Below are 25,512 nucleotides of genomic sequence, written 5' to 3'. Positions count from 1 at the left end.
TCCCGGCTTATGGTGATCTTTCAAACCGCGAGCGCTCTGTCCCTCGCGCTACGAATATGGGCAACCAGCCTCTCGACCGCCGTGTCGACATCGCGTCGTTCGACAGCCTCGATGATGGCAAGGTGCTCGACCATGACGGATTTGACATGGCCGGCGATGCGAAAGCGCTCCTGGTTGATCAGGCGCATCTTGATCGAATTGACGCGATAGGCATTCGAGATGATCGAGTTGCCGAGTGCGTCGATAAAGGCGTCGTGCATACCCCAGTCCACGGCCTGGGCGCGTGCATCGAGTTCCGGCGAGCCGTTGCCGCTCTTGGCAAGTTCGGCAATCTCCCGATGGTCTTTCAGCATCGCTGCAATCGCATCGTCGGATGCGGTGCGGGTGAAGTTCGCCACCGCTTCCTTTTCCAGCAGAATGCGGAACTGAAAAGCTTCGCGGATGAGGTTGATATCGATATGAGCGACCTGCAATCCGCGCTGCGGCACAGTCTTGATCAGCCCCTCAGCTTCAAGCCGCGGGATTGCCTCGCGGATCGCTCCGAGAGGCAGGCCCGTCAGTTCGACGAGGCGGCGCTGGGAAATGAACTGGCCGGGCCGAACGTCACGCGCGAGAAGATGGTGCGTAAAGCTCTCATACGCCTTCTCTCTCAACGTCGTCTGTTCGGCCACATCGTCCATTTATGATCCCTTTCAAGCCGCCTGTTTGCTGAAGAGCGACCCGAATGCCGCTTCGATCTTTTTACGATCTTCTGCGGAAATGGAAACCAGTGGCGGACGGACGGCATGCCAGATCGTCTCGCCTGTCACGTGGGACACAAGCACCTTTACCGCAGGCGTCACCGGGAACTTCAGAAGTTCGACCACGAGATCCTGAACGCGCTTATCGTCCTTGCCCTCGACCGCCATGGCGCGGATTTCCGCGGGAAGGAAGTTGGCGCAGCCGGAGATGGCGCCCTGACCCCCCATGCGAACGCCCTGAGCCAGATGCCGCTCGTCGCCGATCAGGATGATCAGATCGCCATGTTCCTTCAGAAGCCGTTCCGTATGCGGCCAATTGCCGGAGGAGTCCTTCACGCCAACGACGATGCCGGGGAAGGCCTGCTTCAAGCGGCCGACAAGCTCGACCGACAGCGTCACCATCGTTACCGACGGAATATTGTAGACGAGGATGTCGCGTGCGGTTGAGCCGATCTGCGAGAACACGGAAGCGAACCAGTCGAACAGACCGTCATCGCTGACATTCTTGAAGTAGGAAGGCGGAGCAAGGAGGATGTTGCGCACGCCCGCGTCGAGGGCGGCAAAGGCCTGGTCGGCAGCATCCTGTGCCGAATCGACCAGAACACCGACGACGATGTTTTTCGGCGAGATACCGGCACTCAGGCACGAGGCGAGAATATCGGCGCGCTCTCGGGTGCCGATGGAGCTTCCTTCGCCGGTGGTGCCGAACAGGGTGATGCTGTCACAGCCGGACGATAGCGCCCGCTCGGCCTGCTTGATCATCGCATCGATGGCAATGGTGCCATCCTGCATAAAGGGTGTCGTCAACGCTGCCGAGAGGCCGAACTTACCAGTCACGTGCATGCTCCTCCAAAACTGATGAAGAAGTGATAGGACATTAACATGTCAGTTGTAAAGTCACCGGTGTTCAGTTTGTTGTTATGGCTTGAAATTAATTTCGGACACTGGAAGCACCACATGTGCTGACGTCGAAGAGGATGAAAGATCCGCATGAAGCGGGCTGGATCAGGCGGGGTAGATGCCGTGACCGCGACGTGGCGCCCCGGCCACAGCCAGCTTTAACTCTGTTGAAATTCGCGCGCCGGGCCACTTTAGCAATAGGTGGTTAACCTTTATTTTTTATCTCAGTGGCTGTGCCAATTGTCCGTTTATGATGAGTGTACAGGCTGTCATGCGTTTTCCCCGATCCAATTTTAATAATCCAGGCAATGCGATAGAGGGGGGAGAGGCTGAATCGGCAGACAACATGGTTCAGCATCCCCAAATCCAAGCCTCCCCCGCGCAAAGCTTAACGAGAGCTGAGCGCGCCGCCGTGGGTCGTAACGCCGATCAGATCGCCGCCAATGCGATCGAAGGCCGCCCGGATATGCCCGGCTGGCAGAACGCCTTCACGCTGGGGCCGAATGTTCGCTTTTCCCGTACACCACAGAGCATCTTCGCCAAGAAGAATGCTGCGGGTGAGGATATCGTAGATCAACCTGCCGAGCAGGGCGAGATGGACCCCTCCGCAGCTCAAGATACTGTTGCGGTGTCCACGACGTCGACCGCGCCACAGCCGGCACCGGTGGAGCGCCGCATTGCAAAACCTGCGGTGTTGCCGCAGCCGCCAGGTGCCACGGGTGCCCGGGCCCTCAGCTACCGCCTGCGCCGCGAACTGGCACTTCGCCAGCAGCAGGAGCTTTTGCAGCAGGCCGAAGCCCCTACGCCCGTAGAAACCGCGGCTCAGCCCGCCACTGATGAAGCACCGCAAGAAAGTGTCATTCGAGAAGAGATCGATGTCGCCTGCTTCCCGGAGCAGCGACATCATAAGCCCACGCTCGATGTGCCGTCTTTCGCCACTTATCTTTCCGATGACATGTTCTGGGAAGTCATGAATCTCGACGTCGAGGGCACGATTGCGCCGGACCGTCAGCCCATGCGCCTGTCTGAACTGGCCAGGCTGAAGGCGCAGCGCGTGTCCACGGCGAAACTCACCGCAGCTCCCCAGCAGCCGGCCTCCATCCACGGCCCGCTTCTGCGCCAGCCTCGCCCGGTCGAGCCTGTCATCATTCGCCAGCAGCCCCGGCCAAGCCTGCCTGCCATGCCGGTATCGGCCGAATTGAATGGATCGGCTGTCTCGCTTTACCGCGAAGTCGGTGTTCGCGGCCATCAACCAATTCAATCCGAACCGGAAGAGATCGTCGAGACGATGCCGGTCGAACAGGACGCGCCTGTTGTAGAGGTTGTCGAACCGATTGCGATTGAGGCCCCGTCTCCGCGTCGTGAAACCCGCACGGTCGCCCGCAACAATCAGCCAATGTTCCTTGATGCACCGGTCTTCGGGGAAGGCGAATACGAGTATCCGCCGATCGACCTTCTGCAGCCGCCGCAGGTGCAGCAGACCACGACAATGACACCGGAAGCGCTGGAGCAGAGCGCGGGGCTTCTGGAAAGCGTGCTCGAAGATTTCGGCATCAAGGGTGAGATCATCGATGTGCGCCCCGGCCCGGTCGTGACACTTTATGAATTCGAGCCCGCACCCGGCGTCAAGTCTTCGCGCGTTATCGGCCTGTCGGACGATATTGCTCGCTCGATGTCGGCGCTATCGGCCCGCGTCGCGGTCATTCCCGGCCGCAATGTCATCGGTATCGAGCTTCCCAACCCCGTGCGTGAGACGGTCTATTTCCGCGAGCTGATCGAATCCCACGATTATGCGGATACGCGGATGAACCTGGCGCTTTGCCTTGGCAAGACCATTGGTGGTGAGCCGGTGGTGGCCGAGCTTGCCAAGATGCCCCACCTTCTGGTGGCGGGTACGACTGGCTCCGGCAAGTCCGTTGCCATCAACACCATGATCCTGTCGCTGCTCTACCGGTTGAAGCCGGAAGAATGCCGCCTGATCATGGTCGATCCCAAGATGCTCGAGCTTTCCGTCTATGACGGTATTCCGCATCTCCTGACCCCCGTCGTCACCGATCCGAAGAAGGCCGTCATGGCCCTGAAATGGGCGGTGCGCGAGATGGAGGATCGCTATCGCAAGATGTCGCGCCTCGGCGTTCGCAACATCGACGGCTACAATGCGCGCGCTGCCGCTGCTCGCGCCAAGGGCGAGACCGTGATGTGCAACGTCCAGACCGGTTTCGACCGCGCAACGGGCGAGGCTGTCTACGAGCAGGAGGAAATGGACCTCACGGCCATGCCTTACATCGTCGTCATCGTCGACGAGATGGCCGACCTGATGATGGTCGCCGGCAAGGAAATCGAGGGCGCGATCCAGCGTCTGGCGCAGATGGCGCGTGCCGCCGGTATCCATCTGATCATGGCGACACAGCGTCCCTCGGTGGATGTCATCACCGGCACGATCAAGGCCAACTTCCCCACACGCATCTCCTTCCAGGTCACCTCGAAGATTGACAGCCGCACGATCCTTGGCGAACAGGGCGCCGAACATCTTCTCGGCCAGGGCGATATGCTGCACATGATGGGCGGCGGACGCATCGCCCGTGTTCATGGCCCCTTTGTATCGGACGAGGAAGTCGAAAAGGTCGTCGCGCATCTGAAGACCCAAGGCCGTCCAGAATATCTGGGAACGGTGACGGAAGATGCCGACGAAGCCGATGAAAGCGAAGATGAGGACAGCGCCGTCTTCGACAAGACCGCCATGGCCGAAGACGATACGGCCGACCTTTACGAAAAGGCCGTGAAGGTGGTGCTGCGCGACAAGAAGTGCTCGACCTCCTACATCCAGCGTCGTCTGTCGATCGGCTACAACCGCGCGGCCTCTCTCGTAGAGCGCATGGAGCAGGAAGGCATTGTCGGTCCTGCAAACCATGTCGGCAAGCGCGCCATCATCATCGGTGAGCGTGATACCCATGAGGTGCCGGGCGCTGGTGACTGAGGATACTCACGAGCCTGTTAAATTGTTTGCCGCGGAGCGATGACCTTCTAGGCATGCTCTCGCGGCGACGCATACGTCTTGCTGAAAATGGCGATTGCAGAGCAGACGCCGATGATCTGCATCGCTGCTCCGATCGCTTCAGCGGGTGTTGGAAACCGACCTTCAAACATGAAGCCATAGGCGAGACCAAAGACTGTTTCCGCCACGATGAGTTGGGCCGCGAGAGCCAGCGGCAATCGCCGCGATGCAATGACCCAGCACCAAGTGGCGAGCCACGATCCAGCCAGTCCCATGACGAGCGCCCATGCGAAAAACCTGAAGGCTTCCGCCGACGATGCCGTGTGAGCTAAATCGAAAGATGCGAGTGGGAGCAGCAGCAAGCTTCCCATCGCCGCTCCGATCCCTTGCAACCCCGTCCACTTTAGGCCGTCCGGCGCGTCTGGAGACCGCATCACGGTCGCGTTCACCAGACCATAGACGATCCAGATCGCCAGCGCTGCAGAGCTAGCAGTAACGCCGAGCAGGATTGATGTCGCATCATCCAGACTGGCGGCGTCGAGCGCTGCGACATTTACAAGTCCCACACCGATTGCGATCAACGCTAGGGGCATTGCGACAACTCTCCAAGGAGCGGAAGCGTTCTGAAAATTGGCGATGATGGCGAGGATGACCGGCATTGTGCCGATGATAACCGGCGGAATCGCCGCGCCAGCAAACTGCACGGCGAAGGCTGCGCTGATGAAGTAGCCGACATATCCCGCGCTGCCCAGCAGAAGTCCTATCAGAAGGCGAAAGGGGGCGATGCCTTCAGGCCGGAAACGTCGATCGATCATGAGCAACAGGCAGGCGAGCCCGAAGATTCCATAACGCGCAATTGCCAAATCCCACGTCGTGAAGGGCTCAACCACCCGAGGGGCAACGAAGGTGAGGCCCCATAAGGCGCAAGTAACGAGGCCTGTTACGATCCCGAGCAGCATAACTTTCTCCTGTTTGAGAAATCATCCTATGCAGCTTGAAGGATTGATATGGAATTTCTGAGCTTGGAGTCGTAATGTCACCGCTATGTCGAAGGCAAAAGAGGTTTCAAACCTTCAAACTAAAAAATCGTCGCTCGATGCGATTGACGTGCAGATCGTCGCGGCACTCGATCGCGACGCTCGTCTGTCGATGAGTAAGCTTGCCGGCCTCGTTGGAATGTCGGCACCGAGCGTCGCGGAGCGGGTTCGGCGCTTGGAGACATCCGGCATCATCCGGGGATTCAATCTTGATCTGGACATGAGGGCAGTCGGCTATCAGGTGCGGGCTATGGTGAGAATCCGGCCACTGCCCGGCAAGCTGCATCTTGTCGAGCGACTGATTCAGGAGACGCCTGAGTTTGTCGAGTGCGACAAAATCACCGGCGACGATCCTTTCCTCGCTCGTCTTGTGGTGCACTCCATTGAGGAGATGGACGATGTTCTCGAAGCGCTTTCGGAACATGCCGTCACAAGTACCGCCGTCATCAAGGGAACGTCTGTAAAGCGGCGTTTGCCGCCACTATAAACCCAGATCAGGACCGATGCGGCCGTTGTGGACGGCCATCCAAGCCCGTCCGGAAGAAGTACTACCGCGCGCCCTTCACGCCATTCACCCCCGATACCTCGAAGGCATCGGCAGGCACGGGGCGACCGACGAAATAGCCTTGGACGTGGTCGATCCGGAACTGGTGCATCAGGTCCAACTGCTCGACGGTCTCCACACCCTCGACCAGGATTTTCGGCCCGCGATTGCGGATGAGGCTGATGATGTCATTCAACATGATCCTGCCTCGGGGCGTCGAGCCGTCATGGAGGAAGGACTTATCGATCTTGACTGTGTCGAATTCGATCAGTCTCAACCAGGAGAGGCCAGCAAAGCCGGTGCCGAAATCATCCAGCCAGATCTTGATTCCAAGCATCCTCAGATCGCTGATGCAGCGCAGGACATCGGAATCCATGTCCATTTCGAGACCTTCGGTAATTTCCAGGGCGAGTTGGCCGCCTGAAATACCAAGCTCGCCCAGGATTGCGGCGACCGAGGTGGCAAAGCCCGGACGCTTCAACTGAATGGGCGATACGTTGACGCTGACGACCTGCACCTTGCCGGTCTGCAGCATCTGCTGGCAGGCGGTGCGGATGGCCCAAAGGCCGAGATCGGTAATCTTGCCGATCCGTTCGGCGATGGGGATAAAGATACTGGGTGGAACCTGCGTCCCATCCAGCAGTCTGAGGCGCATCAGGGCTTCGGCTGCCTGGACACGATTGGTCACGAGGTTTCGGATAGGCTGGTAGACCAGCGAAACGAGATCCTGCTGGATGGCGATATCCAAGAGAGCCGCAACATTCTCCGTATCGTCGCTGGTCAGTGGATCGTCGGGGTCGAAAAGCTTGATCCGGTTGCGTCCGCTTTCCTTGGCGAGATAGAGCGCCCGATCGGCCTCGTGTATCACGCGTTCCAGTTTCGGCATCGGCATCGGGCGTGCATAGGATGCGCCAACGCTCACCGTGATGACAGAGGTGCCATCGCGCCGTCGTTCATGAGCGAGACAGAGATTTTCGACCGTGCGGCGGAGAAGCTCGGCAACCTGTTCGATCTCCTTCGGTGTCTTGTAGCGCATGAGCGTGATGAACTCTTCCCCACCATAGCGACCCACCAAGGCATCATAATCGCTCATTGCCGCCTGGAGTGCGTGGGCAACCTGGATGAGACAGCGGTCGCCCTCCTGATGACCGTAGTAGTCGTTGTATTTCTTGAAGAAATCGACATCGATCAGGAAGACCGCGAAACTCCGCTTCGACGTGATCCAGTCGCTCCACAGGCGGCGCAAATGGGCGTCGACGGCGCGCCGGTTGGCGACGCCCGTCAGCGGGTCGGTATTGGAAAGCCTGAACAAGGCTTCGCCACGCTCATCGGCTTCACGCTGCCGAACCTTGGCTTCAATAGCGCTCAGAAGGACACGAGCGCGCTCCCGATTGAGCCGCCAGTTCACATAGGAGGTGAAGCTGAAGCAGGCGAGATAGAAGGTGCCGAAGGAGATCTGGTAATAGACGTCCTTGTGCAGGAAGCTGAGAGCCACGAAAAAGATGAGGAGGACGATGCTGGAAGCAAGAAGCGAGAGGCCGAAATTGAAGGTGAAAAACAGGTTCGCACCCATCATGAAGATGGCGCCGAACACCATGTAGTAGGACATGTTGATGGTGTGGATTGTCATCATCGCCGGCAGCAGCCAGCCGAGATAGCCACACACCAGCGCCGCGGCGCACGTCACATCCATGAGGTCGGTTCTTGTTCCCGCTCTCACTTGCGATTCCAGAATGAGCAGAGCGGCAATGCCGACGACGAAGCGCGCGAAAATCGTGTGAATGGAGACGTCTGGAACCAGAAGCACATCGGTCACTGAAAACAGCAGATAGATGAGGACGGCAACCCAGAGACCCTGACGGATTGCCCTTCGGCGCTTGACGTCCGCTTCTTCGAAGAAGTGCTGTCGCACGCGCGTTTCAGAGCCGGTGCGCGATGCATCCGCCTGCAGATCGAGGTCCACACTCTGTGCCAAACTGTGCGTCATGCACATTCCTAAAGGTTGTACGAATTTTCGGCGAGCGATCATACTCGCCTCATAAATTTCAATGCACGATCTGCTCCATCCCCTTTGCGTCCGAGCTCTCCTTTGGCGGAAACAGGGGAAGTTTGCCCAATGATCATACTCGCATGCCGATTAAGTTTCTTTGAATCTTACTCCCGTAATTTTAGCCATTAGTCATACCTTAATAGTTAAGGCCTAGAAACGAATTCCTCTTCCCTAGTTATTCAATCGCTGGCCCTGAGCGGCATGGTCATCGATTAACCTAGGATTAACAGTGGCTTAAAAGGGGATTTAGTGGTGGCTCGAAACAATAGGATCGTGCTGGACGGACAGAGCTTGGTCACGCCGGATTCAGTTTCCAACGAATTACTGACGCAGAATGACAGCAACTCGCAGCGTGATCTTGCCGTTGCGGAAGCAGAAGTGGCGCTTATTCTCAACCTGGCACACCAACAGTTTCTTGCCAATGCAGCGCCTGCAACCATTATACACTCGGTTGCGGGTAGGCTCCACCAAATGCGAAGAAAATACGACTATAGCGTGTGGATGGGAGTTCTGCCGCTGATCCAACAGCATCCTGTTGCCGACTACTTTCTGGAGGATCCCTTTACGAAGTGGTCCTTTGAAAAACCGCGTGGCTACTCCGGCGATGCGCAACTACTGGATTTTATCTACGGTCACGCCAGCGTCGCGGACCGCATCCAAGCTGCCTCTCCCCTGGGCACTGCCCTTTACGATTATACCCGCGAAGCTTCGTCCTCCGTCGCAGTGCGCGAACGGCGCGATATCCTGACGCGTTACGTCGATGACATTGCGCAGGAAAAGGGGCCGGAGACCGAGATTCTCACCATCGCGGCGGGTCACTTGCGTGAAGCAAACCGCTCGCAGGCCCTCGCTTCAAATGGCATCAAGCGTTGGGTTGCTCTCGATCAGGACCCGTTGAGCATCGGCTCCATTGCGCGCGACTTTGCCGGCACCAGCGTCGAATCTGTCGATGGTTCGGTCAAAGATCTTCTTGCTCGCTCCCACGATCTTGGACAATTCGACTTTGTCTATGCCGCAGGTCTCTATGATTATCTGACGGACAAGGTTGCGATCAAGCTGACGAGGCGATGCCTCGATATGTTGAAGCCCGGCGGTACCTTCCTCTTTGCCAACTTCGCCGAAGATATTGCCGTCGATGGCTATATGGAATCCTTCATGAACTGGACGCTGCTTTTGCGCAGCAAGGCGGATATGTGGAAGATCATCAATGCCAGCATTGCTCCATCCCTTGCTGAAAGCGAGGTCTTTCATGGGCAGAACCACAACATCGTCTATGGTGTCATCAGGAAGCTCTAAGTCTTCTCTGCTGTGTTGCATCGACGAACAGAGATTGCGCGTCGATGCTCTAGCATCAGAGTGCCGTGTGCCTCCTGTAGCCATTACCCAAATCGATCTCGGCGCTTCAAAAAATCGGAGAAGTCAGGAAATCGCTCTGGCGAGTGGAATGATTGCGGGGTAAGCCTACAGCATCGTTCTTATCCGAAAATCGGAATCGATTTTCGGATAAGAACGATGCGTAGATTTTAAGGTAAAGCGTCCTTTGTACGTCCAGTAGGACGCACGGCGCTTTAGCTGCGAACAGGCCACGCGATGCTTGTGGCTCGATTTTGGAAGCTTGGAGTGCATGATGGAAAAGAAGCGTTACTACTCTGATTTTGGCGGGTTGCCAGGGCAGACGGAGCTGCTTTCCAGCAAAGCGGTGTTTACCACCGCCTATGCGGTCATTCCCAAGCGGGTCATGTCCGACATCGTCACCAGCGTGTTGCCGCATTGGACCGATACGCGCGCCTGGATCATCGCCCGGCCGATGACGGGATTCTCAGAGACCTTCGCGCAATATATCATGGAAGTGCAGCCGGGTGGTGGGAGCGACAAGCCGGAGCCCGACACCCGCGCTCAAGCCGCAATTTTCATGGTCGATGGCGAGATGACGATCACCTACCAGGGCCAAGAGCACGCTCTTCGCTCGGGCTCTTTCGCCTACATTCCGGCGGGAAGCGAGTGGTCGCTGCGGGCCAAGGGCGGCTCGGCTGCGAAATTTCACTGGGTTCGCAAGGTGTTCGACAAGGTCGAAGGTCTCGAGTTGCCGCCGGCCATCTTCACGCATGAAGACGAGCATGAACTCTCCGCCATGCCGGACACAGAAGGCAAGTGGGCGACCACCCGCTTCATCGATCCGGCGGATGACCGTTACGACATGCATCTCAACATCGTCACCTTCGAACCGGGCGCTACCATCCCTTTCATGGAAACCCATGTCATGGAGCACGGCCTCTTTGTACTCGAAGGCAAAGCTGCCTATCGCCTTAACAATGATTGGGTGGAAGTCGAAGCAGGTGACTTCATGTGGCTGCGTGCCTATTGCCCGCAGGCCTGCTACGCTGGCGGCCCAGGACGTTTCCGCTATCTTCTCTACAAGGATGTCAACCGCCACGTAAAGCTGTGGTAGGCCACGGCATCGTCCTGAAATTCAATGACGACGCTTGAGGTCAAGTGCTGAGGAGCGCGCCCAACCAAAACGGGTGCGCTCTATCTGCTTTGAGTGAGGGCCTTGTGCTTTCCCGAACTCGTCTGTCATTTTTGGCCGATGCTATAGAAGTTTTAGCCAGGAATCTGGATGTCCATTTCGCCGATCCCCTCCCAGCGAGCGCTGATCCGCGTTGCTTCACCAAGGCGGATCATACCGCACAAGCTGCCAGTGGTGATCACCTGACCACGCTTAAGCCCGCCTAAGTGATCGTTCTGCGCGTTGGCATAAGCGAGAAGAGGTGCGACCGGGTCCATTTGCGGATGCACCGGTATGGCACCGAACAGAACATCATCCTCCGCCTCGACCATCAGCGGCGGCAGGCTCGGATCCTGAAGGGCAAGCGCCTCCATGATGGCCGAATCGATCGCCGGTCCAAGGACGAAGGAGTGGTTAGCGAGCCTGTCGGCGAGGAACAACGGAAACGGCACGCGGTTTTCTTCCGTCAAACGATAGCTCACGAACTCCGCCCCGAGGTTGATGGATTCAACCGCTTTCAGGATCATCTCGCGCGTATAGCTTTCGCCGAGCGGCAGCAGGGGCAAATCCTCGGCAAGCACGAAGCACACTTCGATTTCGATGCCGACAGCGCCGGGCTTGGGAACGGTGAGCGTGCTGTCCTGAACCTCGTCATAAAGATCGAGCAGGGGGGCTGCGACCGGGCGACCGTTGTTCAGACCAAGCTTCCAGCCTGCCACGTCCTTGCCGAGCGTGCCAACCGCCAGCGCCTGGACGGCCATGGCGGTGTCGATCGTCGCAGGGATGAGGTTTCGGCTTTCGAGCTTCTCGGCGCTGATGGACGACTGTCGTGCTTCAGCTTCAGCCAGAACCATGCCGAGCCTGATATTCGCTTCCGTGATCGTCGTCATTTATTTCCCCGCAAGTCCGGCCTTTAAAGCTTCATTACAGGCAAATTTCTTGCTGACAAGGGAATGGCGCAAAGCGGGGAAACAAAAGGGCAGTCGTCAACACAATATTAACCATGACATCGTGTCGATCTACATGCCTGTTTGCTGATAAAAAATGGGGAAGATCACAAACCTTCATCTACCGCTTGATCGATTCGGGAGCGACTATTTTCGGTGAACGCCGTAGGGGACGAGATATCGCAAAAGAAAAAGGTGGCAGATCTCCCTGCTGAAGCAAAACCACCAATGTTTGAGTTTATCAAAGCGCCGCCCGCTTTCGATAGAGGGGGCGGCGCTTCTCCATTATATACGGCGGCCAGGCAGTTGCGGGAGAAGAACCGTCAGCAGTCCCAGCAGAGGCAGATACGAGCAAACCTGATAGACGAACTCGATGCCCTGCCGATCGGCGAAGACGCCAAGGACCGCAGCACCAATCCCCCCGAAGCCGAAGGCAAAGCCGAAGAACATGCCGGCAATCAACCCGACGCGACCGGGTACCAGTTCCTGCGCGAAAACGACGATTGCGGAAAACGCAGACGAGAAGATGAAGCCGATGACGACCACGAGAACTGCCGTCCAGAAGAGGTTGGCATAGGGCAGGATCAGAGCGAACGGTATGACGCCGAGGATCGAGAACCATATAACCACGCGCGAGCCGAACCGGTCGCCGATAGGCCCGCCGAAGAATACACCCGCAGCAGACGCGCCGAGGAACAGGAACAGCAGGATTTGCGCATTCTGCACCGAAACACCGAACTTCTCGATGGTGAAGAAGGTGAAGTAGCTGGAAATGCTGGCAAGATAAGCGTTTTTGGTCGCAGTCAAGACCACGAGAACGGCAAGCGTCATCAATACCTTGTTGCGCGGCAGCGGCAATTCGCGGCTGACAGGTCGCTTGCCAGCAGCACTACGCCGATGGCGGCTGTACCAGATGCTGACCCATGAGAGGATGGCAAAGCCGGTGAGCGCAATGATCGAAAACCAGCTAAGGACCTCCTGGCCCCTCGGGATGACGATGAAGGCCGCAAGCAATGGTCCGATTGCCGTACCTGTGTTGCCGCCCACCTGGAAGAAGGATTGCGCCAGACCGTGGCGTCCGCCGGAGGCGACGCGCGCCACACGGGATGCTTCAGGGTGGAAGATCGCTGAGCCGATGCCGATCAGGCAGGCGCCGAGCACCAGCACAGGGAAACTATGGGCATAGGCCAGAGTGATGAGGCCCGTGCAGGTGGAGAGCATCGCGGCTGGAAGCGAGAACGGCATGGGCCATTTGTCGGTGGCGACGCCGACGGCTGGCTGCAACAGTGATGCCGTCACCTGGAAGGCGAAGGTCAAAAGCCCGATCTGTCCGAAGTCGAGCGCATAATTGGCTTTCAGCAGCGGATAAAGCGACGTTAGCAGCGACTGCATGATGTCGTTCAGCATGTGGCAGAAGCTTGCCGCCGCGATAATGGAAAAGGTGGTCACTTCGGGGGTGAAGCCGGGATTGGTCACTCTGGCCATGAGGGGATCTCCAAACACGCGCTTGCACGCGTCGGCTTCTTCTGAAAGCTCGGCCTTTCATGTTCAAGGTCAAATTTGCGGATTTCGTGTATTTTAGCAAAATAACATTTGCGCCAAAGCGTCTTTCGCTTTGGCGGCGTTGATCATCGTTGCAGCTCCGGCATCGAAAGACCGAAGCTGCAATAAGCTTTGGCGTGTTTCCATTTAACAAGGAAACGGTCTAGCCGATTAGGCCGTTCTAAGAACGAGGAAAGGTTGCTCCTCGGCAGTTGCGTCCAGTTCCAGCACGTGGCTTGTTTCGATGTGATCCTCCGTCCACACGTTCTGGAACCGCTTGTCTGATAGTTCGGCGGGAAGCTCCATGGTCACTCCGCCGCCAAGCGTCGGCGGAAGAACCTGATCCGCACCCCGTGCGAGCGTGAAGCGTGGGACAACAACCAGCACGGCTTGCTCACCATGCACTCTGGCGAAGGCCACAAGGTTGCCGGAGCGCGACGTCGCGCGAAGCGGCACATAGTCCCCTTCATTGAAAAGATCGGCAGCGGCCTGGCGCAGATGCAGCAGGGTGGCGATGACAGACTGCTTGACCGAACCATCGTACCAAGCGGAGACATCGGCTGCATCCGGCTTGCGGCCTTCTGCCAGGCGTTTCGACAGGGCATCATAATCTGGTTCGCGGCGATTGTCGGGATCGACGAGGCTGAAATCGAAACCTTCGCTGCCCTGATAGATGTCAGGAATTCCAGGCGCCATGAGCTTGATGATCGTCTGCGTGAGGCTATTTGCAAGGCCGGCCTCGATGAAGGGTTTGATCGTCTCGGCGAAGCCCTTGAGAAAGTCTCGGTTGTCTAGCGAGAAGAGATGCGAGGCATAGCCGAGAACAGCCTCTTCATACGCCTCGTTGGAGTCGCCCCAGTCGGTTCTGAGTTTCGCCTCACGCAGCGCTTTCTCCAGGTAGGTAAGGAAGCGATCCTTCAACTGCTGGAACGTCTTCTCGTCATCGGCATCTAAGCGAGGAGGGAGAAATCCGGCGAGCGCCTGGTAAATCATCCACTCGACTTCAGGCTCCGGAGCCGGACCATCTGGAAGCTGCCGAACAGCCTTGGCGTTGGTCTCACGCCAGTCCTCAACGGCTGCAATCCAGACGTCAGGTGCTTCCGACAGAGCATAGAGGCGGGCTCTGGCATCTTCGCCGCGCTTCGTGTCATGCGTGGAGGTGCCTGAAATCCCTTTCGGCTGCCGCTCCTTGCGGATGCGCATCTCCTCATGAAAATGATCGAGCGAGAAGTCAGGCTGGATGGGCTCGGCGCCGACCTCGTTCAGGCCAAGCAGCAGGTTGTGGCGGAAAAACAGCGTATCCTCGATGGACTTCGCCATGATCGGTCCGGTCAACTGCTGGAACTTGGTGCGGAAGGTCACCGCATCCTGCTCTGCAGAGCTTGGCACTTCACCCTTGAGGATGCCGGTGATCAAGGCAAGCGCCTCAATCGAGACGGCATGGCCAGCGTCGCCAGTGGCTTCGATAACCTGGTCCAGAAGGGCCTTGTCGTCCGCGCGCAAGCCCTCAGGCGTTCCGTAGGTGCGGTAGACCGTGAAGGCAATCAGCATTTCGCTGAGCGCGTCTTTCAGTTCGCTTTCCGGAGTGCGACGTCCTGCTTGCTCCGCAATCTTGGCTGCCAGTGCCACCAGGACAGAGACCTCACCCTCGAAGTTCCTGCTGACCATCAGGAGCTTTGCTGCGCGCAACTGCTCCTCCGCATCGCGTCGGTTTTCTCCGAGCGCTTCATAGGCGGACTGCAACACCTCAAGTTTCTTGCCATCTACCAAGGCATGGCTGAGGGCGGCAATGAACTCGTAGCCAGTCGTACCAGAAACCGGCCAATCGGCTGGGAGTTGTTCGCCTTCTCCTAAGATTTTCTCGACGACGATATAGCAGTCCGGTCCTACGGCCTCTCTTAACCAATCAAGATAGCCCTTGGGATCCGCAAGACCATCGATGTGGTCAAGACGCAGGCCTTGGACGGCACCGCTGTGGACAAGTTCGAGGATCAGCCGATGACTATCCTCGAAGACCGCCTTGTCTTCTACCCGGACGCCCGCAAGGCCGGTGACCTCGAAGAACCGCCGATAGGAGAGGTCGCGTGCCGCATCTCGCCAGGACATCAGCCGGTATGGCTGTTGGTCGTGCAGCTCAGACACCGAAGCCTTATCCGAAATCTTCAAAATCTCTGCCTCACGCCCGTCATATGTTGAGGGGTGGAGCGGAAACAGAGATTCGAAATAGGCAAGGACCGGCTTGCCAGTCTTCGGATCGGACTTGATGGCCAGATCGCCTGCTTCCAGAACGGCGTCAAAATCATCGCCGAGAACCGGTAAGGTCAAGCGCCGCGACCAGTCGACATCGAAATGGCGGGCATAACGGCTCTCCGCACCATGCTCCATTACATCTTTCCACCAGGGCGTCTCAAGCGATGCGGCCATATGATTGGGAACGATATCGAGGATGAGACCGAGCCCGGCATCCTTCAACGCCTCGACCATGCGGTCGAAACCAGCCCGGCCGCCGATCGCGGGATCGATCTCATTCGCGTCGGTGATATCGTAGCCATGCGTGGATTCCGATGTCGCCGTGAAGATTGGTGACGCATAGAGATGGCTGATCCCGAGCTTTTTAAGATAGGGCACGAGAGCGCTTGCGCGATCAAACGTCATGCCGTTACGGAATTGCAGGCGATAGGTGGCGGTCGGAAATTTCATGCGACAATCCCAAAAGTGGCCGCTGCTTTGGCCGGTGAAAGCTGGCGAAAGGACCAGTGGTGGGCTTCAGCGTCCTGGTCCGGAAGATGTGTGAAGCGCTGCGCAAACTGCTCTTGAGGGAGAGTAGTTCCACCCGCCGAGTCGGTTTGCGTTATGACGATCAAGCATCGAGAAATTCGGGAGATGCACGTGAACCTTTTGCATCGACTTCTGTTTGATGCAGTGCACAACAGCACGAGGGGCTCCGGTGGTTCAGACATTCGATTTCGGTCCAGCTATTTCCGATCAAGACATTGAGTTTCGCCTTTGGGCACCTCTGCACCAAGAGGTGCTTCTCACTATCGAAGGCGATCCGCCGGAGGCGATGAAGCGGGACGATGAGGGCTGGCACCGGCTGCGCAAGCCGACACCCGAGACCGCATTGCGATACAGCTTTACCTTGGCCGATGGCTTGAAGGTTCCAGATCCCGCCTCTCGCTTTCAGCCGCATGATGTCCATGGTCCGAGTGAGCTTGTCGATCTGTCGAGCTTTCCATGGAAGAGCTCCGATTGGCACGGCCGACCTTGGGAGGAGATCATCATCTATGAACTCCACATCGGCACCTTCAGCGACGAAGGCACCTTCCAAGGCGCGATTGCCCATCTCGATCACCTGCGTGATCTCGGCGTCACCGCTATCCAGATCATGCCTGTTGCGGATTTTCCAGGCGGCTACAATTGGGGCTATGACGGCGTCATGCCCTATGCGCCCGACAGTAGCTACGGACGCCCGGACGATTTGATGGCGCTGGTCGACGCCGCCCATGAGCGCGGGCTCTGCGTTTTTCTCGATGTGGTGTACAACCACTTCGGCCCGGACGGCAATTACATGCCCAACTACGCGCCGCTCTTCTCGCCGCATCACGAGAACCCATGGGGCCAGGGCTTGAATTACGACGACGAGCAATCCGAGTATGTGCGTGAGTTCATCATTCAGAACGCCATCTATTGGGTCACGCAATTCCGGTTCGATGGCCTAAGGCTCGATGCCGTTCATGCGATCATCGACGATAGCGATGAACATCTACTGACGGAACTCGCGCGCCGCGTTCGTGCCGCCGCGGCTGACCGGCACATTCATCTGATCGTCGAGAATGAAGACAATGACAGCGATCTCTTGAGCCGTGACGAAGAGGGGAAACCGGAGCGTTTCACCGCGCAATGGAATGATGACATCCACCACGTGCTTCATATCGCTGCGACTGGCGAAACCTTCGGTTACTACAAGGCCTATTCCGACGACGACAACCAGATCGGTCGCGCCCTTGCGGAAGGCTTCGCCTTCCAGGGTGAGCATATGCCCTACCGCGATGAGGAGCGCGGCAAGCCGAGCGCGCACTTGCCGCCCACGGCTTTTATCTCCTTCATTCAAAATCACGATCAGATCGGCAACCGCGCGCTCGGCGACAGGATGCAGACCTACGCACCGGAAGCGGCACTGAAGGCGATTACCGCGATCTATCTCCTCGCGCCGCAAATACCGATGCTGTTCATGGGCGAGGAGTGGGGTTCGCGCGATCCCTTCCGTTATTTCTGCGATTTCAACGAGGACCTGAACCAGAAGGTGAGGGATGGGCGCCGCGAGGAGCTTTCTCGCCTCCCGGGCTTCGATGGCGAGGATTTACCCGATCCGACCGCCAAGGACACCTTCATCGTCAGCAAGCTCGACTGGTCGAAGGTGGGAGATGATGAAGCAAGCCAGTTGCTGAGTTTCTATAGGACGCTGCTCGACCTGCGGAAACAGCACATCGTGCCGTTGCTGAAGACGATCATCCCCGATACAACGCGTTACGATGTCAGAGACGGGATTGTCACCGTCGACTGGGGAATGGAGGACGGAGCAACGCTTCGCCTGATTGCCAATCTTTCCGAAAAGAATGGTGAGATCGAGACTGACGCGACAACAGGCGTCGAGCTTTTCAGTCTCGGAACCGTCAGCACAACGGGCATATCGCCATGGGCTGTCCGGTGGACCTTGCATCCCGCTTGATTAGGAAGTCAGGCGGTTTTGACGCCTGACAATCATCCCGCTTTGTAAAGGACATGATGCCGCAGCTTTGCCTGCCTCGCACATGCGTGGCTTGCAATCGACAATTCCGATAGCCAAGCATGCAATATTTTCGGTTGATCTTTGCGTCCAGTCGGGTGAGCATCCCCTTTCGGGTTGATTTGCTGTTTGCGCGACAGGCCAGTCAGCCCGTTATTCATTGATCTATTTTGACGTATGGGGAACAAAAAGACTTTCAAAATCTGCCGTCGAAATTTCGATCCGCTGGGGCTTGGGCCGATGTCATATCGATGCCGTCCCCGGTGCTGCAAGTCACAGAGCATTGTCGGTACAGTTCGAAGAAGGACATATTTATGGAAATTGGAGTCTTCATCCCCATTGGAAACAATGGCTGGCTATTGTCGGAGAATGCGCCGCAATACAAGCCGAGCTTCGAGCTGAACAAAGAAATCACTCTCAAGGCTGAGAAGTACGGCTTCGATTTTGCCTTGTCGATGATCAAGCTTCGCGGCTTTGGGGGCAAGACCGAGTTCTGGGATCATAATCTCGAATCCTTTACGCTGATGGCAGGCCTCGCCGCCGTCACCACACGCATCAAGCTATTTGCCACAGCTGCCTCACTCGTCATGCCGCCGGCCATCGTCGCAAGAATGGCCTCCACCATCGACAGCATTTCCAACGGCCGCTTCGGCATCAATCTCGTGACTGGCTGGCAGCGGCCGGAGTATTCGCAGATGGGCATGTGGCCGGGCGACGAATACTTCGGCAAGCGGTATGCTTACCTTGCCGAATACGCCACGATCCTGCGCGAATTGTGGGAAAAGGGGCAGAGCGACTTCAAGGGCGAGTTCTTCCAGATGGACGACTGCCGGCTCTCGCCGCAGCCGCAGGCCGATATGAAGGTGATCTGCGCGGGCTCCTCCAATGCCGGCATGGAATTCTCCGCTAAATATGCGGACTACAATTTCTGTTTCGGTGTCGGCGTCAACACACCCACCGCATTTGCGCCTGCCGCCGAGAGGCTCAGGGAAGCAACGGCAAAGACAGGCCGCGATGTATCGTCCTTCGTTCTCTTCATGGTGATCGCCGACGAAACGGACGAGGCCGCACGGGCGAAATGGGAGCATTACAAGGCTGGTGCCGACGAGGAGGCGATCAAGTGGCTCGGCGTCCAGGGTGCTGCCGATACGAAATCCGGTTCGGACACCAATGTCCGGCAGATGGCCGACCCGGTCTCCGCCGTCAACATCAACATGGGAACGCTTGTGGGCTCCTACGAGACCGTGGCGCGATTGCTTGATGAGGTTCCGACCGTGCCTGGAACGGGCGGCGTACTTTTGACTTTCGATGATTTCGTCAAGGGCGTTGAAGATTTCGGCACGAAGATCCAGCCTCTGATGGCGTGCCGCAAGCATGTAAAGCCCCTTCTCGAGGCGGCGGAGTGAGTAGCATGACGACAGGATACCAAGCCCCCGCCGTTCACAGCGGAAGCGTGACATTGCCCGCTCGCCCAGAGCCGATCACACTGAAGCCCGAAGAAACCGCCGTCGTCGTCGTCGATATGCAGAATGCCTATTCGACGGAAGGCGGCTATGTGGATCTGGCCGGCTTCGACATTTCAGGCGCCAAGGGGACGATCGATAATATTCGTAAGACCCTGGATGCCGCGCGCGCTGCTGGCGTTCAGGTGGTCTACTTCCAGAATGGCTGGGACAAGGATTATGTCGAGGCGGGTGGTCCAGGCTCGCCCAACTGGCACAAATCCAACGCGCTGAAATATATGCGCGCCAATCCGGATGCGCAGGGTAAGTTGCTTGCCAAGGGCACCTGGGATTACGCGATCGTCGATGAGCTTCAGCCGAAACCCGGTGATATCCTGGTGCCAAAGACCCGCTATAGCGGCTTCTTCAACACGCAGATGGACAGTATCCTGCGCGCCCGCGGCATTCGAAACCTCGTCTTCGTCGGCATTGCCACCAATGTCTGCGTCGAAAGCTCGCTTCGCGATGCCTTCCATCTGGAATATTTCGGCGTCATGCTCGAAGACGCGACCCATCACCTCGGCCCGGATTACATTCAACAGGCGACCGTCTACAACGTCGAAAAGTTTTTCGGTTGGGTGGCGACTGTCAATGATTTCTGTGGCGCCATAAGCCAGGCCGCACCTGCCAATTCCTGATTGTAGAAGGACACACTCATGCCGAAGAAGATCATCGTTCCCGAAGGCACATCGAAGCCGATTGCACCATTTTCGCCCGGCACGCTGGCAGATGGGATCGTCTATGTCTCCGGAACGCTGCCATTCGACAAGAACAACGACGTCGTTCATGTGGGTGACGCAAGCGCCCAGACCCGACACGTGCTGGAGACCATCAAGTCGGTGATCGAAACAGCCGGCGGCACGATGGAAGATGTAACCATGAACCACATTTTCATCACCGACTGGGCCAATTATCAGGCGGTCAATGCCGTCTATGCCGAGTATTTCCCAGGCGACAAGCCGGCTCGCTACTGCATTCAATGCGGTCTGGTGAAGCCGGATGCGCTGGTGGAAATCGCAACCGTCGCTCATATCGGCAAGCCGTAAGCGCAATGCATTTCGATCTGCACGGAAGACAAGAGGCCGATGCGCCGACGATCATCCTGTCGTCGGGCCTCGGCGGCTCTGCAAGTTACTGGGCGCCGCAGCTTGCGGCGCTATCGAACCACTATCGGATCGTGACCTATGATCATCGCGGTTGCGGACACACCGGTGGCGAAGTACGGGTCGATGGCGGCATCGCGGCCATGGCGGACGATGTGCTGGAGATTGCCGAGCAACTGGGTCTCACTCGCTTCGATTTCATGGGGCACGCATTGGGCGGCTTGGTCGGGCTTGATCTCGCCCTTCGCAAGCCCGAAATGGTCGGAAAGCTCATTCTCATCAATGCCTGGAGCAAGGCCGATCCTCATTCCGGGCGGTGCTTTGATGTGCGCATCGAGCTCCTGGAGAAATCCGGCGTTCCCGCTTTCGTCAAGGCACAGCCCCTGTTCCTGTACCCGGCCGTCTGGATGTCGGAAAATGCCGAACGGCTGGAGGCGGAGGAGCGACACGCGACTGAGCATTTTCAGGGGCGCACCAATATCCTGCGCCGCATCGCCGCCTTGCGCGCCTTCGATGTCGATGACCGTTTGAAGGAAATCGAAATGGAGACGCTGGTGATTGCCACGCGTGATGATCTTTTGGTTCCTTACACGCGGTCGATTCGTCTGGCCGAAGGCTTGCCGAACAGCCAGTTGCAGCTCGTCGACTTCGGAGCCCATGCTGTCAACGTCACGGCTCCGGATGCCTTCAACGTCGCCATACTGCGCTTTTTGCAGTCTGGCTGATACTTTTTCGTTACTTGCTTGGCTCGGCAACATACTTCCTTCAACGAAAGAGCGATGGCACAAAGGAAGGGGTTGCTTTCCGCTGCGCGACGTTTCATCACCTTCTTATAGAGCGCCGTGCGTCCTTTAAGACGCACAAAGGACGCTCTAACTTTTTGAATCTACGCATCGTGCTTTCCGAAAATCGATTCCGATTTTCGGGCCGATGCTGGAGACGCAGGTCGCATCAAGGTTGAAGGAGGAAACGATGAAGGCTCTGGTTCTGGAGGAAAAGGGAAAGCTGTCGCTTCGCGACTTCGATCTTCCCGCCACGCTCGGTCCAAAAGATGTGAAAATCCGCACCCACACGGTCGGTATTTGCGGCTCGGATGTGCATTATTACACCCATGGCAAGATCGGCCACTTCGTCGTTAACGCGCCTATGGTGCTCGGCCACGAAGCAGCGGGCACGGTTGCCGAAGTCGGCTCCGAGGTCACGCATCTGAAGGTCGGAGACCGCGTGTGCATGGAGCCGGGTATTCCCGACCCGACCTCGCGTGCAGCCAAGCTCGGCATCTACAATGTTGATCCGGCCGTGACGTTCTGGGCAACGCCACCAGTCCACGGTTGCCTTACACCTGAGGTCATTCATCCGGCCGCCTTCACCTATAAGCTGCCCGATAACGTATCCTTCGGCGAGGGCGCGATGGTAGAGCCCTTTGCCATCGGCATGCAGGCAGCGCTCCGCGCGCGGATCCAGCCGGGCGATGTGGCGGTGGTCACGGGTGCCGGACCAATCGGAATGATGGTAGCGCTTGCAGCACTTGCTGGCGGTTGCGCCAAGGTCATCGTTGCCGATCTTGCTCAGCCCAAGCTTGATATCATCGGTGCCTATGATGGCATCGAGACGGTCAATATCCGCGAAGCTTCGCTGCCAGATGCCGTTGCCAAGGCCACGGATGGCTGGGGTTGCGATATCGTGTTTGAATGCTCAGGCGCGGCTCCCGCCATTCTCGGCATGGCAAAGCTCGCCCGACCCGGCGGGGCAATCGTGCTTGTCGGCATGCCGGTCGATCCGGTGCCGGTCGATATCGTCGGATTGCAGGCCAAGGAACTGCGTGTCGAGACCGTCTTCCGTTATGCCAATGTTTATGACCGGGCGATTGCGCTGATCGGTTCCGGCAAGGTTGACCTGAAGCCGTTGATCTCCGCCACCATCCCCTTTGAAGACAGCATTGCTGGATTTGATCGCGCGGTGGAAGCGAGAGACACCGACGTGAAGCTGCAAATCGTCATGCCGCAATAATCGGTCCGGTGCCGGTGGCAAAACGTCTCCGGCATCCTCTGAACTATTTCGCTCGAAAGCTATGAGCGGCTATTGACCGAGAGTGCGCTCTAACTTGTAGCTTCCTCTGCGTTATGACGATGAGGCGCTCATGAAGATCGGCGAACTGGCAAAACGCTCCGGCCTGTCGGCCTATACGATCCGCTATTATGAGCGGATCGGCTTGCTGCCCTATGCCGATCGCGACCGCTCGAGCAGGCGCGATTACGATCCCGAGATATTGATCTGGATCGAGTTTCTCGGAAGGCTGAAAACCACCGGAATGCCGATCCGGGACATGCTGCGCTATGCCGCCTTGCGAAAGCAGGGCGACAAGACCGTGCCAGAACGGCAGGCGATGCTGGAAACGCATCGCGACCAGGTTCGCGATCGGGTTGCCGAACTCCAGCAGTGCCTCCTCGTCCTCGACCAGAAGATCGCCGGATATGCCGGCGAAGATCAGAGGATGACGAATGATGACGCAGTCACAGGAAAACTTGAACCAAACCCGGCTGGAACGCGGCAAACGCGCGCTCGCCGAAATTGACGGCGAAGCCGGAGCAAAGGTAATCGCGGCGCTCGCCGATATCGCGCCGGACTTCGCGACCTATCTCTTCGAGTTTCCCTTCGGCGACATTTACAGCCGGCCCGGGCTCGATACCAAGGCAAGGGAAATCGCAACCATCGCTGCGCTGACGGCGATGGGCAACGCAGCGCCACAGCTGAAGGTGCATATCGAGGCCGGCCTCAATGTCGGGCTATCGCGTGACGAGACCACCGAAATCATCATGCAAATGGCCGTCTATGCCGGATTTCCAGCGGCGTTGAACGGCCTGTTTGCCGCGAAGGATGTCTTCTCCGCGATTGACGCGCGAGAAGCGGCAGCGGCTTAAGGGGCAAATCCAAAAGCCAGCTCCGTGTGGGCGCTATTTCTCCATCTTCCTGTAGCAATGGAAGAGAAAGGGATATAGCGTCCCGCCGCCGAACCCGAGTTGCTTCCGAGGATGTCATGCCCCTATCCGATCAGCAGATTGCCGAGCTCAACACGCCCGCCGTTGTCGTGGATCTCGACATCGCGAAAAAGAATATCGCTCGCTTTCAGGACTATGCTGACGTCCATGGGCTGAAGGTCAGACCGCATATCAAGACACACAAGCTCCCGGCCGTCGCGGAAATGCAGCTGTCTGCAGGCGCTGTGGGCATTACCTGCCAGAAGGTGTCGGAAGCCGAGGCCATGGTCGCAGGAAGCGACGCCATCAAGGACGTTTTGATCACCTACAATATTCTCGGCTCAGCGAAATTGCGGCAGTTGCGTGTGCTGGCCAGCAAGGTTCGTCTATCGGTCGTTGCCGATAGTGCCGAGGTCGTGCAGGGTCTCTCCAACGCCTTTGCCGATGCGCCGGAACCGCTGACCGTCCTTGTCGAGTGCAATACAGGTGCGAACCGCTGCGGTGTACAAACTCCCCAAGCCGCCGCGGAATTGGCCGCGGTCATCAATCAGGCGGCAGGTTTGGTGTTCGGCGGATTGATGACCTATCCAGCACCTTCAGGCGAGGCCGCAGTCCAGAGCTTCATGACGGACGCCAAGCGGATAATCGAAGATCAGGGAATTGCGGTGCCCCTCATCACATCCGGCGGCACACCGTCTATGATGCATGCGGCCAAGGCGCCGGTTGTCTCGGAATATCGTCCTGGAACCTACGTCTATAACGACAGATCGCTTGTGGCGCGCGGCGTTTGTGGCTGGGACGAATGTGCTCTGAACGTTATCGCCACCGTCGTTTCGGTACCGGCGGAAAACCGCGCCATTATCGATGCCGGGTCGAAAGCTCTGACCTCGGATCTCTTGGGCCTCACAGGCTATGGCCATGTGCTTGGTCGTGAGGATATCATGATCGATCAGTTGTCGGAGGAGCACGGGCGTCTTGTGACCGAGGGACCGATCGGGCTCAAAGTGGGGGACAAGCTTCGTATCGTCCCGAACCACGCCTGCGTCGTGACCAATCTTGTCGATAGCTTGACGGTGATCGGCGAGGGGATGTCCGAGCCGGAGGTCTGGCCTGTTGCCGCTCGCGGCCTCATCGTCTGAGTTTTTTGATAGGAAAGATGAACCGGAGAGAGGCTGTCGCGTTTGTGAGTTTTACTGACCTCTGAGAATTTTGATGATTGCGACGCCCCAGCCCGAACGCTTCGTTTTACTGGATGGAATTCGGGGGGTCGCGGCGGTCGCGATCGTCCACCGTCATGCGGAATTCTTTTTCGGCAGACCGGAAGCGTCCAGTTATCTGGCCGTCGATCTCTTCTTCGCCTTGAGCGGCTTCGTTCTGGCGCATGCCTATGGCGAAAGGTTGCGAACAGGCAAAATCTCCACCTTGACCTTCATGAAGGCGCGCTTTTACAGACTCTATCCGCTTTACATCATCGCACTCGCCATCATGGCGGCCTTCTTCGTCCTCCTCTACGCGTTAGACCTGCCAACTCCGATCGATGACCTGCACAGGAAGATCAGTCTGGGTGAGCTGGCTTTTGCGTTGCTGACCAGTATTCTCTTCCTGCCTGCGCCGTTTACGCTGACACTCAACGGCGCGCTCTTCCTTGTCAGCCCCGCTTGGTCCCTGTTCAATGAACTGGTGGCCAACGTCATTTACGCGAAGTGGGGTGCACGTTGGAAAAATGGGAAGATCGCGGCGGTCATCGCAATCGCCGCCGTCGGATTGGTGGTTGCCGCCGTCGAGTTCGGCAAGCTCCATGCGGGTTTTCGCTGGCATGAGATGTATGCCGGGATGGCGCGGGTGTTCTTCTCATTCTTCGTCGGCGTGCTGATTTATCGCT

21 protein-coding genes (1 of these 21 only partly in view) are annotated in these 25,512 nt (G+C 57.7%); 14 read left to right on the top strand and 7 right to left on the bottom strand.

Features of this window, described 5'->3' with window-relative positions:
• Nucleotides 1-20: 20 nt before the first annotated feature.
• A complete protein-coding gene (locus QE408_RS04385) occupies nucleotides 21-680 on the bottom strand; it encodes a GntR family transcriptional regulator (RefSeq protein ID WP_306928852.1) in 660 nt (219 codons plus the stop codon).
• 12 nt (nucleotides 681-692) lie between these two features.
• Nucleotides 693-1,577 carry a dihydrodipicolinate synthase family protein gene (locus QE408_RS04380; protein ID WP_306928850.1) on the bottom strand — a complete coding sequence of 295 codons (885 nt, stop codon included), beginning with the start codon at nucleotides 1,575-1,577 and terminating at the stop codon, nucleotides 693-695.
• Between the two features lie 313 nt (nucleotides 1,578-1,890).
• On the opposite strand from QE408_RS04380, the gene QE408_RS04375 reads away from it, so the two are divergent.
• Nucleotides 1,891-4,617, top strand: a complete 2,727-nt coding sequence (locus tag QE408_RS04375) for a DNA translocase FtsK (RefSeq protein WP_306928848.1) — start codon at nucleotides 1,891-1,893, stop codon at nucleotides 4,615-4,617.
• A gap of 47 nt (nucleotides 4,618-4,664) precedes the next feature.
• On the opposite strand, the gene QE408_RS04370 is transcribed toward QE408_RS04375, so the two are convergent.
• A complete protein-coding gene (locus QE408_RS04370; protein WP_306928846.1) occupies nucleotides 4,665-5,594 on the bottom strand; it encodes a DMT family transporter in 930 nt (309 codons plus the stop codon).
• Between the two features lie 85 nt (nucleotides 5,595-5,679).
• Between QE408_RS04370 and QE408_RS04365 the strand changes: the two genes are divergently transcribed.
• The gene (locus QE408_RS04365) at nucleotides 5,680-6,159 is read left to right on the top strand and encodes an Lrp/AsnC family transcriptional regulator (protein ID WP_306928844.1); all 480 of its coding nucleotides are present in this window, start codon (nucleotides 5,680-5,682) and stop codon (nucleotides 6,157-6,159) included.
• Nucleotides 6,160-6,220: 61 nt separating this feature from the next.
• On the opposite strand, the gene QE408_RS04360 is transcribed toward QE408_RS04365, so the two are convergent.
• A complete protein-coding gene (locus QE408_RS04360) occupies nucleotides 6,221-8,203 on the bottom strand; it encodes a putative bifunctional diguanylate cyclase/phosphodiesterase (protein WP_306928841.1) in 1,983 nt (660 codons plus the stop codon).
• A 315-nt stretch (nucleotides 8,204-8,518) separates the two neighbouring features.
• Here QE408_RS04360 and QE408_RS04355 point away from each other — a divergent pair, with 315 nt between their 5' ends.
• Both QE408_RS04355 and QE408_RS04350 read left to right on the top strand, forming a co-directional pair.
• On the top strand, nucleotides 8,519-9,562 hold the full coding sequence (locus QE408_RS04355) for a class I SAM-dependent methyltransferase (protein WP_306928840.1): 1,044 nt from the start codon (nucleotides 8,519-8,521) through the stop codon (nucleotides 9,560-9,562).
• Nucleotides 9,563-9,893: 331 nt separating this feature from the next.
• Nucleotides 9,894-10,715: a bifunctional allantoicase/(S)-ureidoglycine aminohydrolase gene (locus QE408_RS04350; RefSeq protein WP_373465508.1), complete on the top strand. Its 822-nt coding sequence runs from the start codon at nucleotides 9,894-9,896 to the stop codon at nucleotides 10,713-10,715.
• Nucleotides 10,716-10,867: 152 nt separating this feature from the next.
• On the opposite strand, the gene QE408_RS04345 is transcribed toward QE408_RS04350, so the two are convergent.
• The 3 genes from QE408_RS04345 to treY form a co-directional block, all read right to left on the bottom strand.
• Nucleotides 10,868-11,662: a 2-keto-4-pentenoate hydratase gene (locus QE408_RS04345; protein WP_306928837.1), complete on the bottom strand. Its 795-nt coding sequence runs from the start codon at nucleotides 11,660-11,662 to the stop codon at nucleotides 10,868-10,870.
• Nucleotides 11,663-12,004: 342 nt separating this feature from the next.
• Nucleotides 12,005-13,204, bottom strand: coding sequence for an MFS transporter (locus QE408_RS04340; RefSeq protein WP_306928836.1), 1,200 nt, complete (start codon nucleotides 13,202-13,204; stop codon nucleotides 12,005-12,007).
• Between the two features lie 228 nt (nucleotides 13,205-13,432).
• Complete coding sequence (gene treY / locus QE408_RS04335) at nucleotides 13,433-15,961, bottom strand: malto-oligosyltrehalose synthase (protein ID WP_306928834.1); 2,529 nt, start codon at nucleotides 15,959-15,961, stop codon at nucleotides 13,433-13,435.
• A 217-nt stretch (nucleotides 15,962-16,178) separates the two neighbouring features.
• On the opposite strand from treY, the gene treZ reads away from it, so the two are divergent.
• The 10 genes from treZ to QE408_RS04285 all read left to right on the top strand — a co-directional run.
• Entirely contained in the window at nucleotides 16,179-17,990 is a 1,812-nt protein-coding gene (treZ, locus tag QE408_RS04330) for a malto-oligosyltrehalose trehalohydrolase (RefSeq protein ID WP_373465482.1), read from the top strand.
• A gap of 371 nt (nucleotides 17,991-18,361) precedes the next feature.
• Nucleotides 18,362-19,453, top strand: coding sequence for a pyrimidine utilization protein A (gene rutA / locus QE408_RS04325; protein WP_306928831.1), 1,092 nt, complete (start codon nucleotides 18,362-18,364; stop codon nucleotides 19,451-19,453).
• A 5-nt stretch (nucleotides 19,454-19,458) separates the two neighbouring features.
• Nucleotides 19,459-20,187: a pyrimidine utilization protein B gene (gene rutB / locus QE408_RS04320; RefSeq protein ID WP_306928830.1), complete on the top strand. Its 729-nt coding sequence runs from the start codon at nucleotides 19,459-19,461 to the stop codon at nucleotides 20,185-20,187.
• 18 nt (nucleotides 20,188-20,205) lie between these two features.
• Nucleotides 20,206-20,595: a pyrimidine utilization protein C gene (rutC, locus tag QE408_RS04315; RefSeq protein ID WP_062423499.1), complete on the top strand. Its 390-nt coding sequence runs from the start codon at nucleotides 20,206-20,208 to the stop codon at nucleotides 20,593-20,595.
• Nucleotides 20,596-20,600: 5 nt separating this feature from the next.
• On the top strand, nucleotides 20,601-21,377 hold the full coding sequence (gene rutD / locus QE408_RS04310) for a pyrimidine utilization protein D (protein ID WP_306928827.1): 777 nt from the start codon (nucleotides 20,601-20,603) through the stop codon (nucleotides 21,375-21,377).
• 247 nt (nucleotides 21,378-21,624) lie between these two features.
• Complete coding sequence (locus QE408_RS04305) at nucleotides 21,625-22,662, top strand: NAD(P)-dependent alcohol dehydrogenase (RefSeq protein ID WP_306928825.1); 1,038 nt, start codon at nucleotides 21,625-21,627, stop codon at nucleotides 22,660-22,662.
• Nucleotides 22,663-22,792: 130 nt separating this feature from the next.
• Nucleotides 22,793-23,227, top strand: a complete 435-nt coding sequence (locus QE408_RS04300; protein ID WP_306928824.1) for a MerR family transcriptional regulator — start codon at nucleotides 22,793-22,795, stop codon at nucleotides 23,225-23,227.
• Nucleotides 23,157-23,573 (top strand): carboxymuconolactone decarboxylase family protein, encoded by a 417-nt coding sequence (locus QE408_RS04295; protein WP_306930187.1) that lies wholly within the window; start codon nucleotides 23,157-23,159, stop codon nucleotides 23,571-23,573. Before QE408_RS04300 ends, QE408_RS04295 begins: the two co-directional genes overlap by 71 nt.
• 116 nt (nucleotides 23,574-23,689) lie before the next feature.
• On the top strand, nucleotides 23,690-24,769 hold the full coding sequence (locus tag QE408_RS04290) for a D-TA family PLP-dependent enzyme (protein WP_306928822.1): 1,080 nt from the start codon (nucleotides 23,690-23,692) through the stop codon (nucleotides 24,767-24,769).
• Between the two features lie 76 nt (nucleotides 24,770-24,845).
• Nucleotides 24,846-25,512: the 5' portion of an acyltransferase family protein gene (locus QE408_RS04285; protein WP_373465507.1), read on the top strand. Its footprint extends 425 nt past the window's final position; the window shows 667 of its 1,092 coding nt (coding positions 1-667); its start codon is at nucleotides 24,846-24,848; the stop codon falls past the right edge of the window.

The sequence above is a fragment of the Agrobacterium larrymoorei genome, from assembly GCF_030819275.1.
GTDB classification, from domain to species: Bacteria; Pseudomonadota; Alphaproteobacteria; order Rhizobiales; family Rhizobiaceae; genus Agrobacterium; species Agrobacterium larrymoorei_B.
Note: the sequence above shows the minus strand (reverse complement) of the source record. Positions and strands in the feature narration are given on the sequence as shown.

Coding starts and splice junctions, on each gene's coding strand:
- QE408_RS04385 (WP_306928852.1), bottom strand. CDS start 680: ATGGACGATGTGGCCGAACAGACGACGTTGAGAGAGAAGGCGTATGAG.
- QE408_RS04375 (WP_306928848.1), top strand. CDS start 1,891: ATGATGAGTGTACAGGCTGTCATGCGTTTTCCCCGATCCAATTTTAAT.
- QE408_RS04370 (WP_306928846.1), bottom strand. CDS start 5,594: ATGCTGCTCGGGATCGTAACAGGCCTCGTTACTTGCGCCTTATGGGGC.
- QE408_RS04365 (WP_306928844.1), top strand. CDS start 5,680: ATGTCGAAGGCAAAAGAGGTTTCAAACCTTCAAACTAAAAAATCGTCG.
- QE408_RS04360 (WP_306928841.1), bottom strand. CDS start 8,203: ATGACGCACAGTTTGGCACAGAGTGTGGACCTCGATCTGCAGGCGGAT.
- QE408_RS04350 (WP_373465508.1), top strand. CDS start 9,894: ATGGAAAAGAAGCGTTACTACTCTGATTTTGGCGGGTTGCCAGGGCAG.
- QE408_RS04345 (WP_306928837.1), bottom strand. CDS start 11,662: ATGACGACGATCACGGAAGCGAATATCAGGCTCGGCATGGTTCTGGCT.
- QE408_RS04340 (WP_306928836.1), bottom strand. CDS start 13,204: ATGGCCAGAGTGACCAATCCCGGCTTCACCCCCGAAGTGACCACCTTT.
- treY (WP_306928834.1), bottom strand. CDS start 15,961: ATGAAATTTCCGACCGCCACCTATCGCCTGCAATTCCGTAACGGCATG.
- treZ (WP_373465482.1), top strand. CDS start 16,179: ATGCAGTGCACAACAGCACGAGGGGCTCCGGTGGTTCAGACATTCGAT.
- rutA (WP_306928831.1), top strand. CDS start 18,362: ATGGAAATTGGAGTCTTCATCCCCATTGGAAACAATGGCTGGCTATTG.
- rutB (WP_306928830.1), top strand. CDS start 19,459: ATGACGACAGGATACCAAGCCCCCGCCGTTCACAGCGGAAGCGTGACA.
- rutC (WP_062423499.1), top strand. CDS start 20,206: ATGCCGAAGAAGATCATCGTTCCCGAAGGCACATCGAAGCCGATTGCA.
- rutD (WP_306928827.1), top strand. CDS start 20,601: ATGCATTTCGATCTGCACGGAAGACAAGAGGCCGATGCGCCGACGATC.
- QE408_RS04305 (WP_306928825.1), top strand. CDS start 21,625: ATGAAGGCTCTGGTTCTGGAGGAAAAGGGAAAGCTGTCGCTTCGCGAC.
- QE408_RS04300 (WP_306928824.1), top strand. CDS start 22,793: ATGAAGATCGGCGAACTGGCAAAACGCTCCGGCCTGTCGGCCTATACG.
- QE408_RS04295 (WP_306930187.1), top strand. CDS start 23,157: ATGACGCAGTCACAGGAAAACTTGAACCAAACCCGGCTGGAACGCGGC.
- QE408_RS04290 (WP_306928822.1), top strand. CDS start 23,690: ATGCCCCTATCCGATCAGCAGATTGCCGAGCTCAACACGCCCGCCGTT.